Origin of the sequence: Rhodococcus sp. NPDC057529 (assembly GCF_042802055.1) — a bacterium.
Classification (GTDB): domain Bacteria; phylum Actinomycetota; class Actinomycetes; order Mycobacteriales; family Mycobacteriaceae; genus Rhodococcus_F.
Genome location: NZ_JBHVEY010000002.1, coordinates 611136 through 624362, shown reverse-complemented (window position 1 = coordinate 624362; position 13227 = coordinate 611136). Strand labels below are relative to the sequence as shown.

The 13227-nt window shown below is 67.3% G+C and carries 13 protein-coding genes and 1 tRNA gene; 9 read left to right on the top strand and 5 right to left on the bottom strand.

Features of this window, described 5'->3' with window-relative positions:
* Positions 1-66 precede the first annotated feature (66 nt).
* The 4 genes from ACFU5V_RS05980 to ACFU5V_RS05965 all read right to left on the bottom strand — a co-directional run bounded on the left by ACFU5V_RS05980 (position 67) and on the right by ACFU5V_RS05965 (position 2680).
* The gene (locus ACFU5V_RS05980; protein WP_378434793.1) at positions 67-492 is read right to left on the bottom strand and encodes a hypothetical protein; all 426 of its coding nucleotides are present in this window, start codon (positions 490-492) and stop codon (positions 67-69) included.
* Positions 489-953, bottom strand: coding sequence for a GyrI-like domain-containing protein (locus tag ACFU5V_RS05975; protein WP_378434791.1), 465 nt, complete (start codon positions 951-953; stop codon positions 489-491). The genes ACFU5V_RS05980 and ACFU5V_RS05975 overlap by 4 nt, the downstream gene beginning before the upstream one ends.
* 359 nt (positions 954-1312) lie before the next feature.
* Positions 1313-1954 carry a ScbR family autoregulator-binding transcription factor gene (locus ACFU5V_RS05970; protein ID WP_378434789.1) on the bottom strand — a complete coding sequence of 214 codons (642 nt, stop codon included), beginning with the start codon at positions 1952-1954 and terminating at the stop codon, positions 1313-1315.
* A gap of 111 nt (positions 1955-2065) precedes the next feature.
* Positions 2066-2680: a TetR/AcrR family transcriptional regulator gene (locus ACFU5V_RS05965; RefSeq protein WP_378434820.1), complete on the bottom strand. Its 615-nt coding sequence runs from the start codon at positions 2678-2680 to the stop codon at positions 2066-2068.
* A 238-nt stretch (positions 2681-2918) separates the two neighbouring features.
* Between ACFU5V_RS05965 and ACFU5V_RS05960 the strand changes: the two genes are divergently transcribed.
* The 8 genes from ACFU5V_RS05960 to ACFU5V_RS05925 all read left to right on the top strand — a co-directional run bounded on the left by ACFU5V_RS05960 (position 2919) and on the right by ACFU5V_RS05925 (position 9370).
* Positions 2919-2989 (top strand) — tRNA-Gln (locus tag ACFU5V_RS05960).
* Positions 2990-3065: 76 nt separating this feature from the next.
* On the top strand, positions 3066-4568 hold the full coding sequence (gene glmU, locus ACFU5V_RS05955) for a bifunctional UDP-N-acetylglucosamine diphosphorylase/glucosamine-1-phosphate N-acetyltransferase GlmU (RefSeq protein ID WP_378697540.1): 1503 nt from the start codon (positions 3066-3068) through the stop codon (positions 4566-4568).
* Positions 4565-5545 carry a ribose-phosphate diphosphokinase gene (locus tag ACFU5V_RS05950; RefSeq protein ID WP_276135625.1) on the top strand — a complete coding sequence of 327 codons (981 nt, stop codon included), beginning with the start codon at positions 4565-4567 and terminating at the stop codon, positions 5543-5545. The genes glmU and ACFU5V_RS05950 overlap by 4 nt, the downstream gene beginning before the upstream one ends.
* Positions 5546-5616: 71 nt before the next feature.
* A complete protein-coding gene (locus ACFU5V_RS05945) occupies positions 5617-6252 on the top strand; it encodes a DUF2461 domain-containing protein (RefSeq protein ID WP_378439703.1) in 636 nt (211 codons plus the stop codon).
* A 264-nt stretch (positions 6253-6516) separates the two neighbouring features.
* Positions 6517-7080 (top strand): hypothetical protein, encoded by a 564-nt coding sequence (locus ACFU5V_RS05940; protein WP_378439705.1) that lies wholly within the window; start codon positions 6517-6519, stop codon positions 7078-7080.
* 43 nt (positions 7081-7123) lie between these two features.
* Positions 7124-7510 (top strand): hypothetical protein, encoded by a 387-nt coding sequence (locus ACFU5V_RS05935; RefSeq protein ID WP_378439707.1) that lies wholly within the window; start codon positions 7124-7126, stop codon positions 7508-7510.
* Between the two features lie 52 nt (positions 7511-7562).
* A complete protein-coding gene (locus tag ACFU5V_RS05930) occupies positions 7563-8780 on the top strand; it encodes a cytochrome P450 (protein WP_378697538.1) in 1218 nt (405 codons plus the stop codon).
* Positions 8777-9370 carry a TetR/AcrR family transcriptional regulator gene (locus tag ACFU5V_RS05925; RefSeq protein WP_378439711.1) on the top strand — a complete coding sequence of 198 codons (594 nt, stop codon included), beginning with the start codon at positions 8777-8779 and terminating at the stop codon, positions 9368-9370. The genes ACFU5V_RS05930 and ACFU5V_RS05925 overlap by 4 nt, the downstream gene beginning before the upstream one ends.
* A gap of 74 nt (positions 9371-9444) precedes the next feature.
* Here the strand turns inward: ACFU5V_RS05925 and ACFU5V_RS05920 are convergent, their stop codons facing one another.
* The gene (locus ACFU5V_RS05920) at positions 9445-10932 is read right to left on the bottom strand and encodes an APC family permease (RefSeq protein WP_378439713.1); all 1488 of its coding nucleotides are present in this window, start codon (positions 10930-10932) and stop codon (positions 9445-9447) included.
* Positions 10933-11162: 230 nt separating this feature from the next.
* Between ACFU5V_RS05920 and ACFU5V_RS05915 the strand changes: the two genes are divergently transcribed.
* Positions 11163-13226 carry an acetate--CoA ligase family protein gene (locus ACFU5V_RS05915; protein ID WP_378697536.1) on the top strand — a complete coding sequence of 688 codons (2064 nt, stop codon included), beginning with the start codon at positions 11163-11165 and terminating at the stop codon, positions 13224-13226.
* Position 13227: the final 1 nt, after the last annotated feature.

Genomic DNA, 13227 nt, shown 5'->3' with positions numbered 1-13227 from the left:
TTGTCACCTGAGATGCCACAAACGCGCTCGAAAACAAACTTCAGGTCTGTAATTGTCGACCCGTATTTATGCGAGCGAAATGAACAGCTCGACGCTGCTCGGAGCGCGGAAGACCTCGATCTCCTCCGCGTAGGCGCGCTCGATGCGCCCTTCCTTCTCCGCCAGCTCGGCCTGAATCCACACGTCCTCGATCGGGTCGGACGACCGTCCGTCGGGCGTGAACTTGGCGAAGTAGCCGGCCGGGACACGCACCAGTACGTCACCGACCTCGAGCTGACCGAGGTCGGTACACCGATATCCGATCACGGCGGTCCACCCCAGATCCGGGACCGCGACATATACGGTGACCAGCTCGGCAGTGCCGCGTTGCTGGATGCGCTCGCGGGTGAACTTCATCAGATCGGTCGAATGCGCCGACGAACTGAGCTCCGTGCGCGGCAGAACGAGCCCTCCAAAGTCGGCGGACTCACGCTTGACGATCTCGAAACTCATTGCGGCCCCTGCATCGTCGCGGGTGGCACTATCGCCACATACAAATCGATCCCGAACGCGTGCGGGTAGAACTCGAAGTCGCCGGTGTAGGACCGTTCGATCTGCCGCGATTCCTCCGCCTCACGAATCTGCCCCCAGAGGGCGTCGAAGAGATCAGGAAACGTTCCGACCGAGGAGAATTTGGCGTACGTTCCCGCAGGAATCCGCGACACCAAGTGTCCGCGGCCGACCTGATCGATGGAGGAGCACTCGTAGCCCACGATTTGCGTGTAGTACGAATTGATCTCGGGCGCGTGGTCCACGTAGGCGGAAGCCAGCGGCCGATCCACGTTCTGCGCGAGGAGGGTCGACCACGTCTTCTCGAGAGCCTTGTCGCGTGCTTCTCCGAGCGCCCGCTTGGGGCTACGGACGGCCAGTCCGGCGACCAGCGTCTCTTCGCGTTCGACAATGACGAACGGCATCGGGCACCCTCCGATGTCATCGGCTCATTGGGCTGGCAATGTCAGTTATCTTTCGACCGCCCGATAATTCGGGGGACGAGATTTCACAATACATCGTCCGGTAACCGGAAACGGCGTCATTGGTCCGGCAAAGCCTGGCGCCCAACTGGGCAAACCACGGCGGCTCCGACTCATTCCTTTCAACAAGAGTCCGCAACCGTTTTGTCCGCCAAAATACATACTTAAAGTATTTTTTCAGCGCTTTTCTCAGATTCGAGGTGTGTTTAATCCGAATGCCCGACTTCACCCTGTGACGCAACCGACGACGCGGCGGCGATCGAGCGGTCGTCGCGGAAACCGCTTCCCGCGGAAGGGGTTTGCTAGCGCAGCAGACGCCGGGACGCGAACTGGCGGAAATAGACGAGCTTCGACGGCTCGACGAGCCCGGGAAGGATGAAGTACCAGACCCGTTCCATGCGGCGCGGAAGATCGTCGAAGGAGCCCGTCGCGCTCGCGACGACGTGAGCCCCGAGCAGCGACCCGAGCAGGAAGATGGACAGCGTGTCGGTGGAGACGTCATCCTCCGCGAGAATGTCGCCCTCTTCGACGGCTCTCTTCACCAGCCGCTCGAAACCCTGCTGCCACGACGCCACGACGTTGCCGTGCGTGCCCTGGTAGTCGCCGATCTCGTGCTGCAGCCGCAACATCGCCGCGACGATCGGATCTGCACTCGCGGCCTCGATCGCCACGTAGGACAGGGCGACGAGCGCCTCCAGCGCCGGCGTGGGCCCGTCACTCACGGACGTCATACCTGCTGTGAGGCGGATCTGTCCCTCGTCGATGACACCGCGGGCCAGGTCTTCCTTGGAGCTGAAATGGAAGTACAGCGCGCCTTTGGTCACACCCGACTGCTCGATGATCTCGTTGAGACCCGCATTCGCGTAGCCCAGTCGCAAGAATACGTCGGCCGCCGCCATCAGGACCGACGCCCGAGTTACCTCTGCTCGAACCTGTCTCGCCATCGACTGCCTCCCGAACGCCCCCCCGACGGGGCGCAAACTCCAGCGAACCCTAGCACTCGACAGGCGCAGCCCTCCGGAAGTTGAACCGCGAGTCGGAAAACGAGAACACGTTCAGGCCGGCTGGGCGCCGGGCCGATCGGTACCCAGTTGGGGATCGGCCTCCAGATTCGTCAGCCCGTTCCAGCACAGGTTGACGAGATGCGCGGCGACGACCTCCTTCGGCGGCGTCCGCGCGTCCAGCCACCACGTCGCGGTCGTGGACACCATTCCGACCAGCGCCTGTGCGTAGAGCAGAGCCAGATCCGGGTTGAACCCACGCCGCGAGAAGTCGCCGGCGAGGATGTGCCCTACCTGCCCGATAGCCTCGTTGAGCAGGCTCGAATAGGTTCCGTCCGGCGCCGCCACCGGCGAGTCGCGGACGAGGATCCGGAATCCGTCGGTGTGCTCCTCCACATAGGTGAGCAGCGCCAGCGCCACCCGCTCGACCCGGATCCGGGAGCGATTCTGTTTCAGCGACGACGTCACCATCTCCAGCAGTCGCGACATCTCCCGATCCACGACGACGGCGTACAGGCCTTCCTTGCCGCCGAAGTGTTCGTAGACGACCGGCTTGGAGACGTGCGCCCGCTGTGCAATCTCCTCGATCGACGTCGCCTCGTAGCCACGCTCGGCGAACAGCGCTCGACCGATCTCGATCAACTGCTCCCGGCGTTGGGTACCGGTCATCCGGGTGCGGACCGCCCGCTCGGGGGTCGCGTCCACGTCCGTGGGTCGGGGCACCGAGGCACCATCCTTTCCTGACACTCGCGACGACGAAGTGCCGCGGGCAGCGCAGAAACACTGCAGGTAGCACCCACTCTATCGGGGCGTTCCCAACAAATTTCCGCAGCGGTTCGACGGGCGGCGGGTCGGCATGCGAGGATTCTCTCGCGCAAACGGGCGTGACACCCCGTGTGTGTGGCAATCCGCCGTAGTGTAATGGCAGCACCTCTGATTTTGGTTCAGATAGTTCAGGTTCGAGTCCTGGCGGCGGAGCGAAGACCTGCGGAGCGTATTCCTGCAGGTGGAGCTGCTTACAGCAGCATGAGTAGAACGACGCAGAGGGAGCTTCATGCCAGTGCAGACCGCCGTGGTCGTCCTCGCCGCCGGCGCAGGAACTCGGATGCGGTCGAAGACCCCCAAGGTGTTGCACACCCTGGGCGGGCGCACCATGCTGGCGCATTCCCTGCACGCCGCCGCCGAGGTCGACCCGACGCACCTCGTCACCGTCGTCGGTCACGACAGGGAGCGTGTCGGCGCCGCCGTTACCGCCCTCGAGACCGAACTGGGCCGCCCGATCGCGGTCGCCGTCCAGGAAGAGCAGAACGGCACCGGACACGCCGTCGAGATCGGCCTGTCCGCCCTGCCCGCCGATTTCCGCGGGACCGTGCTGGTCACCGCCGCCGACGTGCCACTCCTCGACGGCCGCACCCTGCACGCTCTCGTCGACGAGCACCGCAGCGAGCCCACCCCCGCGGCAGTGACGGTGCTGACGTTCACAGCTCCCGAACCCCGAGGCTACGGTCGGATCGTCCGCCTGCCCCACGACGGTGAGATCGCCGAGATCGTCGAAGAGGCCGACGCCACCGAGGAGCAGGCGGCCATCACCGAGGTCAACGCCGGTGTGTACGCGTTCGACGCGGAGTTCCTGCGCACCGCGCTCGGGCAGCTCAACGCGAACAACGCGCAGGGCGAGCTGTACCTGACCGACGTCGTCAAGATCGCCCGCGAGGCCGGCGCGCCCGTCTTCGCCGCCCACCTTGCCGACTCCGCGAAGGTCGCAGGCGCCAACGACCGCGTCCAGCTGTCGAGGCTGGCCGCCGAACTCAACCGCCGCACCGTCGAGAACTGGATGCGGGCCGGGGTCGCCGTCGTCGACCCGTCGAGCACCTGGATCGACGTCGGCGTCACGCTGGCCCGCGACGTCACCATCCATCCCGGTGTGCAACTGCTCGGCACCACCTCCGTGGGTGAGGATGCCGTCATCGGGCCCGACACCACCCTCACCGACGTGTCGGTGGGCGAAGGCGCCAGCGTGGTGCGTACCCACGGCTCGGAATCGACGATCGGCGCAGGCGCCACCGTCGGGCCGTTCACCTATCTGCGTCCCGGCACCGTCCTCGGTGCGTCCGGCAAACTCGGCGCGTTCGTCGAGACGAAGAACGCCGATATCGGGGCGCACTCCAAAGTTCCTCACCTGACCTACGTGGGCGACGCCACGATCGGCGAGTACAGCAACATCGGTGCGTCGAGCGTGTTCGTCAATTACGACGGCGTCTCCAAGAGCCGTACGGTGGTGGGGTCACACGTCCGGACCGGATCGGACACCATGTTCGTCGCTCCGGTACAGGTCGGTGACGGTGCTTACACCGGCGCCGGCACGGTGCTGCGTTTCGACGTACCGCCGGGGGCACTCGCGGTCTCCGGAGGCAAGCAGCGCAATATTGACGGCTGGGTGCAACGAAATCGGCCCGGTACCGCCGCCGCCGAGGCGGCGTCCGCCGCGGGACCGCACCACAGTTCAGATCTGCACGAAACCGAGAAGCAAGATTTAAAGGATGGCATAGAGCAGTGACCGCGAATTGGATCGACAACCAGAAGAACCTCATGCTCTTTTCTGGTCGCGCGCATCCGGAGCTGGCCGAACAGGTCGCGAAGGAACTCGACGTGCGGGTCACCCCGCAGACTGCCCGTGACTTCGCGAACGGCGAGATCTTCGTCCGTTTCGAGGAGTCGGTCCGAGGCTCCGACGCCTTCGTGCTGCAGAGCCACCCCGCCCCGCTGAACACGTGGGTGATGGAACAGCTGATCATGATCGACGCGCTCAAGCGCGGGTCGGCCAAGCGCATCACCGCGATCCTGCCGTTCTACCCGTACGCCCGCCAGGACAAGAAGCACCGCGGCCGTGAGCCCATCTCGGCTCGCCTGATCGCGGACCTCCTCAAGACGGCCGGCGCCGACCGCATCATCACGGTCGACCTCCACACCGACCAGATCCAGGGCTTCTTCGACGGCCCCGTCGACCACATGCACGCGCAGGGTCAGCTCGCCGAGTACATCCGCGGAAACTACGGCACCGAGAACATCGCCGTCGTCTCCCCCGACTCCGGTCGCGTCCGGGTCGCCGAGAAGTGGGCCGACACGCTCGGTGGCGCGCCGCTGGCGTTCATCCACAAGACGCGCGACCCGCTGGTGCCCAATCAGGTGAAGTCCAACCGCGTCGTCGGTGACGTCGAGGGCCGCACCTGCATCCTGATCGACGACATGATCGACACCGGTGGAACCATCGCCGGCGCCGTGAAGATCCTCAAGGAGGCCGGCGCGGGCGACGTGATCATCGCCGCCACCCACGGTGTCCTGTCCGACCCTGCGGCCGAGCGTCTCGCCGCGTGTGGTGCGCGGGAAGTCATCGTCACCAACACGCTCCCGATCGACGAGTCGAAGAAGTTCCCGACCCTCACGGTGCTGTCCATCGCGCCGCTGCTGGCTCGCACCATCAAGGAAGTTTTCGAGAACGGCTCGGTCACGTCGCTGTTCAACGGCAACGCCTAGGCCCTTCGGGCCCGTGAGTGGTTGACGAGTCCAGAGACTCGTCAACCACTCACAGGCGTAGCCTTGCCCGTGTGTTCACCGGGATCCCCACCGCTGCGCTCGACTTCTACGAGGACCTCGAGGCAGACAACAGCAAGAGTTTCTGGACCGCGCACAAATCCGTCTACGACGACTCGGTGCGCGCCCCCATGACCGCCCTGCTGGCGGAACTCGAATCGGAGTTCGGCGCGGGCAAGGTGTTTCGCCCCTACCGCGACGTCCGGTTCTCGAAGGACAAGACGCCCTACAAGACCCATCAGGGCGGATTCGTCGAGACCCGTCCCGGCGTTGGCTACTACGTGCAGATCGATGCCGCCGGGCTGTTCGTCGCGGGCGGCTTCTACTCCCATACCCCGCTGCAGGTCGGCCGCTACCGTGACGCCGTCGACGACGACCGCAAAGGTCGCGAACTCGTCCGGCTCGTGAAGAAGGTCCGGTCGTCGGGGTTCGAGATCGGCGGCGACACGCTCAAGACGCGTCCCCGTGGTGTCGCCGAGGACCACCCGCGCCTCGACCTGATGCGGCACAAATCGCTCACCGCCAGCCGCAGCTATCTCTCCCCCGACTGGATCGAAACACCCCGCGCCGCTGACGAAGTGCGCACGGCCTGGCGTTCGATGCGCCCGCTCGTCGACTGGCTGACCACGGTGATCGGCGCCGGAGAATAAAACTTACCGGTCGGGAAAACATGTGTGGCACACAGCGTTTCCTCGGCATTTTCCGGGCGTTGGCATGATCTTCGTCACGCTGGGCCGCAGAACCGCAGGTCGTACTTACGGCGATGTGACTCACACGCGCGAATTCCCCTACTGTGGCTCGTCGTGATCGACGCGCAGACTCTCTCCGGCCCTATCGATATCGCTGCAATTCGAAACGTCCGGCGCTGGTCGCCGGGGGCGTGCGTATGGTGCGGAGACGACAACGCAGTCGAGATGTTCCGTAACGAACCTCGGTGTGGCACTTGCCGCGAGAAGGAAACGGTCATCGACGAGGCCCGCCGCTTCCTGGGCATGTACGGTCTGCGTCCGCTCGGCGGCACGTTGCAGTCCGACGACGACGAGGAGCGCGAGCACCGCGTCAACGCCCGCGACGCGCGCCGCGACCTCAACGAGACGAAGCTCGCGGAACTCCCGGACCCGGCCGCCGTGCGCAAGGCGCTCCGTCCCCGGGCTGCCAGCGTGGTGTCGGAGCCGCGCAGCACCGCCCATTCGGGAACGTCGTCGGCCACCACGCCGTCCCGCCCGAGCGCGTCCCGCACGTCGGCCACGCCGCCGGTGGCTCCGGTGCGCACCGACGCCGTCGACGTCGCCGCGCTCGAATCGCGCGTCACCGGTCTGCTCGATCAGCTCTCGGCGATCGACGCGCAGATGAATCTGATCGGCGAGCCCGCCGGCCTCGCCGCGCGCGCCCGGATCAGCGACCTCGAGAAGCAGCGCGCCACCGTGCTCCGCACCCTCGCGGCACTGGAGAAGGCCCGGATCGCAGCCGGCCAGTAGGCCACATCTTCCGGGCTGCCGCAGGGTGATACCGTCGCCCTTCGTGCAGCCCGTCTCCTCTTCCACCGCGCTGGTCATCGACGCGAAGAAACCGCCGATGGGCCCGATGCTGGTGACGCCCAACGCCCGGATCAACGGCTTTCCCGTGCCGCTTCGGTGGGGTCACAACGTCATTCCGGCGCCTCCCGGTGTGCATCACATCGAGATCGCCGTCCCGTGGATCTGGGAGCAGGGCAAGGCGCAGATCACCGTCGACAACAGATACCACCCGGCGCCCCCGGTGTACTACGCGTCGCCGTTCAGCAGTTTCAGCAAGGGCGCCATCGACCATCGGCCGGTGAAGAATCCCGGTTTGCTCGGGCTGCTGCTCATTCTCACCCCGGTACTCGTGCTGATCCTCGCCGTGGTGGCGTTCGCCCTGTTCGGCTAGGCGTCCCACGCCGCCCATTGACACTTATACCGATGTGTCTCACCATCGATACATGACCGCACATGTGTCGAGCGTCTCGTTCGTGCCGAGGTCCGGACCCACGTGGCGCGCCCCGTGGCAGATGTACGCCGCCCTGCGCGAAAACGACCCCGTCCATCACGTCGTCCCCGAGGACGCACCCGGGAACGACTACTGGGTGTTGTCCCGGCACGCCGACGTCTACGCGGCGGCCCGGGACGCCGAGACGTTCTCGTCCGCCGCCGGCCTCACCACCACGTACGGCGAGCTCGAGAAGATCGGCCTGCAGGACAATCCGCCGCTGGTGATGCTCGATCCGCCCGACCACACCGCGTTCCGCCGTCTCGTGTCGAAGGGATTCACCCCGCGACAGGTCACCGCCGTCGAACCGGAGGTCCGGGCGTTCGTGGTGGAACGCCTCGAACGCCTGCGGGAAGCCGGCGAGGGCGACGTCGTGACGGAGCTGTTCAAGCCGCTGCCGAGCATGGTCGTCGCCCATTACCTCGGCGTCCCCGAGGAGGACCGGACGCAATTCGACGGCTGGACCGACGCGATCGTCGCGGCCAACGCTCAGGGCGACACGCTGCAGGCGACGGGTGCGGTCACCGACCTGATGGGCTACTTCGGCGGACTGATCGAGCGGCGGCGCACCGACCCCGGTGACGACACCGTCTCGCACCTCGTCGCGAGCGGAATGGGGTCCGACGGCGATCTCGCCGGACTGCTCTCCGTCCTCGGTTTCGCGTTCACGATGGTCACCGGCGGCAACGACACGACCACCGGGATGCTCGGCGGCGCAGTCCAGTTGCTCACCGAACATCGCGATCAGCGGCGCGACCTGATCGACCACCCGGAGCTCGTCGGCGACGCCGTCGAGGAACTGCTGCGGCTCACGGCCCCCGTTCAGGGTCTGGCCCGCACGGCGACCCGCGACGTCGAGATCGAGGGCACCGTCGTCCCCGAGGGCCGGAAGGTGTTCCTGCTGTACGGCTCCGCGAACCGCGACCCGCGCCGGTTCGGACCGGATTCGGAGGAGCTGGACGTGCGCCGCAGACCGACGCAGATTCTCACGTTCAGTCACGGCGCCCATCACTGTCTGGGCGCGGCCGCGGCCCGGATGCAGGCCCGGGTCGCGCTGGAGGAACTGCTGGCCCGCTGCCCCGATTTCACGGTCGACATCGACGCCGTCGTCTATGCCGAGGGAAACTACGTGCGCCGCCCGACGAGCATCCCGTTTCGGGTGCGCGAATGAACGCCGACTGGATGCGCGACGAACGCCCCCGGATCGCCGCCGAGCGCATCCTCGACGTCGCCGCCCAGCTGTACGTCGAGAAGGGCATCACCGCTGTCGGCATGGCCGACGTCGCCCGGGCGGCCGGGTGTTCCCGCGCCACGCTGTACCGCTACTTCGACAGCAGGCAGGCACTGCAGCTGGCGTTCGTCCACCGCGAGGCCCGGCGCATCGGCGCACTGGTCGCGGAGGAGGTGTCCGCGACCGCCGGCCCGACGGACGTGATCGTGGAGGCGATGCTGGCAGCGGTCCGGCTGGTGCGCGCCGACCCCGCGCTGGCCGCGTGGTTTCAGCTCGGCGACTCGGGCCTCGCCGCGCAGATCGCGCACTCGTCGGACGTCATCGAGTCGCTGGGCGCCGCCTTCCTGGGGCGGGCGGGGTTCACCGGAGAGGAGACGTCCCGGAAGGCTCGGTGGCTCGTCCGGATCATCGTCTCGCTTCTCACCGTCCCGGGCATCGACGACACCGACGAACGCACCATGCTCGAGCAGTTCGTCGCCCCGGCACTCACCGCACACGACGCCGACGAACGGGACGCTCGTTCGATCTGACGCGAGGAGCGTCCCGTTCGCCGGGCAGGTGAGCGGCAAAGCGTGCGGCGGCACACCACGCCACTCACGTGGGGTCAGCGCGTCGCCGCGGCCCGCTCGTCCGCGTCGACCTCGAGAGTCGTCTTCCGGTCGGATTCACCGATCCGCGCGAGGACCAGCGGCTTGCGGAGCCGCAGGTAGCAGTACAGGGCGAGGTAGCCGAGTGCGGTCGCGAAGAAGATCCACGCGACCACGCCCCGCGCTCCGGACGGGAACGGGTTGAAGCTGTACCAGTACACGAGCACGGACCCGATCGCGGCGAGCACGGTCGCGAGCCCGATACCCAGCCGCAGCGACCGCGACCGGACCGCGCAGTAGCCGGCCGCCAGTGCAGTGAGACCGTATGCGGCGATCAGCATGTACCCGGCGTACGTCCCGAGCAGACCGTACGACGTCTCCGCCGTCGTCACCAGCACGCCGAGGAGCCCGGCCACCAGGTAGATGACGCCGAGGGTCGTCACCGCACCGACGGGAGTTCCGTGGCCGGCACTGACCTTGCCGAGGCGAGCGGGCAGCAGACCGTCGCGGGCCAGGGTGTACACGGTCCGGCTGGTGCCCGCCATGACCCCGAGGGTGGACCCGAAGAAGCTGACGGCGACACCGATGTCGATCAGATAGCCGAGCCACCCGACGCCGTTGTGCTCCGCCAGGGTGTCGAGGGGTGCGTTCATGTTGTCGATCGGCAGCCCGCGGAAGCCGAGCACGATGATGTAGGTGGCGACGATGTAGAGCACGCCGCAGGCCAGAACGGAGCCGACGACGGCGAAGCTGATGGCCCGCTTGGGATGACGCGCCTCGCGGCCCAGCGTGGCGGCGTGGTCGAATCCGGCGAGGGAGAACACGGAGAAGCCGGCGGTCGCGAGGATCGCGGTGGCGCTGAAGCCGTGGAAGTCGAACTGCCGGCTGTCGATCGGACCGGTGTCGGAGTTCGCGAGGACCACGATCAGGAGCACCACGATCACCGCCACGGTGAAGAATTCGATCACCAGGAGCAGCTTCGCGGACAGCTTTACCTCGCGGAGATTCAGGGCCGTCACCGCGACCGCGACGGCCCCGGCGCAGATGCCGAGCGTCCACGTGCTCGCGGGCAGACCCACCTTCTGGAGGAACGCGTCGAGGTAGATCGCCGAGCCGATCACGCACGCGGGTCCCGCGACGAGTGACGACGCGAGGTGGGTGACCATGACGAAGAATCCGGCCGGTTTGCCTGCCGCGCGGGCCGCGAGTCCATACGTCCCTCCGGTGGTGGTGAAGCGTTTGGCCAGCCAGCCGATGCCCCCGGCGAATCCGAGGACCAGTACCGAGGTCACGGCCCACGTGATCCAGCTGAGGTTGCCGGCGATGGTGACGACGACACCGATGGCGAGGGCCAGCGTCGACGCGGGCGCCAGAATGCCGAGCGAGACGCCGAACACTGCCCACGTCGGGAGGATTCCGCGCGGCAGTTGACCGGCCTCGGCGTTGGTTTCCGCCGAGGACGTCATCGTGTCCTCCGTGGTCGATCCATCGTGCACAGTCTTCATGAATGCTCCTCGCGGATGACAGGACAGAGAGTGTCGAATAGTTGGCTGGTGGGCCAGTTATGAATCATCGTGAGGGCGATCACACCCGATGTCAAGAGCGCATCACGCCCCGAGCGACGTCAGGAAGGCGGGTTGACAGCCCCTGTGAGTGCCGCCACAATCTAAATTGACTGATGAGCCAGTTATCTATTTTCCGATCGGCAGCAACGTGAGATCGAGGAGAATCCCCTATGACCACTGTGGTGGCCGAGTCCGTCACACAACTGAGCGCGTTCTCCGACCCTGCCTCGGTAGCCGTCGTCGGCGCCTCCGCCGACCCCGCGAAGTGGGGTTACTGGCTGGCGAGCGGCGCCCTGACCGGCGAGCACCGCCGCCGGGTCCATCTGGTCAACAGGAGAACCGACACCCTCCTGGACCACGCATGCCATCCCACTCTGTCGGCCCTGCCCGACGTCCCAGACCTCGTCGCGCTCTGCGTGCCCGCGCCGTTCGTCTCGGACGTGGTGGACGAGGCCCTCGCTCTCGGCGTCCGCGGATTCCTCGGCGTCACTGCCGGCGTCACCGACGAAGCCGAACTCGCGAGCCGGATCCGCAGTGCCGGAGCGCGACTCGTCGGCACCAACAGTCTCGGCATCTACGACAGCGCCACCGACCTCTCGCTGGCATGGGGACGGTTCACACCCGGGCCGCTCGCGATCATCTCGCAGAGCGGACAACTCGGCTCCGAACTCGCCGCACTCGGCGCCCGGCACGGCGTGGGTGTGTCCCGGTTCGTCTCCATCGGGAACCAGTCCGACGTCACTGCCGCCGAACTGCTCGCCGACCTCGGCAACCACGACCCGACGCGCGTGATCGCCCTGTACCTCGAAAGTTTCCGCGACGGTGAATCCCTGTTCCGGACGTTGCGTGCCCTGCGCGACACCGGAAAGCCGACCCTGCTGCTGACGGTCGGCGCCAGTGCCGCGAGCACGCGACTGGCCCGGTCCCACACGGGCTCACTCACCTCCGCCCTGGACGTCGTCGACGCCGCCTGCCGGGCGGCGGGCGTGCTCCGCGTGAGCACCCCTGACGAACTGGTCACCGTCGCAAGGGCATTCCTGGCCACCACCGTCCCGGCAGGCGACCGCGTCGCCATCGTCGGCGACAGCGGCGGGCAGTGCGCCGTCGCCGCGGACGTGACGAGCACGAACACGCTGACCGTCCCCGGACTCTCGCCGGCGCTCACCGAATCCCTTGCCGGGCGGCTGCCGTCCGGTGCCGCCAGCAGCAATCCGGTGGATCTCGCCGGGGCCGGGGAACAGGACCTGGGAAGTTACGCGGACGTCGTCGAATGTCTCCTTTCTGCCGACGAGTCGGACGCCGTGGTGCTCACCGGCTACTTCGGCTGCTACGCCCGGGACGCACCCGCGCTCGCCGAACGCGAAGCGGCCGTCGCGGAACGGATCGGGCGGGCGTCCGCGGAGACGGGCAAACCCGTCGTCGTCCACACCATGGCCCCGGAATCGAGCACGGCACAGGTACTGTGGCGGCACGGCGTACCCGTGTTCGACACGATCGATTCCGCGAGTCGCGCGCTGGCCGGACTGTCCCGCCTGCGACCGCCGGTTCCACCGAATCAGGCCCCCTCCGAGACTGTTCCGCAGGGACCGCTCCGACCCGGCTACTGGGCGGCGCGGGAACTCCTCGCCGAACTGGGCGTCGACTTCCCGGACGGCGGGGTCGTCCGCACCCGGGAGGAGGCCGTCGAACTGGCCGGCCGCCTGCGGGCACCGTGGGTCCTCAAGGCGAGCTGGCTCGAGCACAAGAGCGAGGCCGGAGGGGTTGCGGTCGGCATCGCCGGCACCCAGCACCTGGTGCGCAGTTTCGACGACATGCATGCCCGGCTCGGCGACGGCGACTACGTGCTCGAGGAGCAGGACACCCGGTCGGGAACCGTGGAGATCCTCGTCGGCGCACGCCGTGATCCCGACCTCGGCCCGGTGATCGTGGTGGGGGCAGGCGGCACCGAAACCGAAGTGTTGCAGGACATCGCCCTGGAAGTGGCACCCGTCGGACCCGAGAGTGCCCTCGCGATGCTCGAACGCCTCCGCTGCATGCCGCTTCTGCGCGGCTGGCGGGGACGCCCCGCGGCATCCGTCGACAGCCTGGTCGGCGTGATCACGCGGGTGTCCCGGTTGATCACGGAACGGACCGACATCGCCGAGATCGAGTTGAATCCGGTCCGCGTCGCCCCGGACGGCGCGCTCACCGTCGACGCGCTCGTCGTGGCCGCCGAACCGGCCCCTGCCCCGTGAG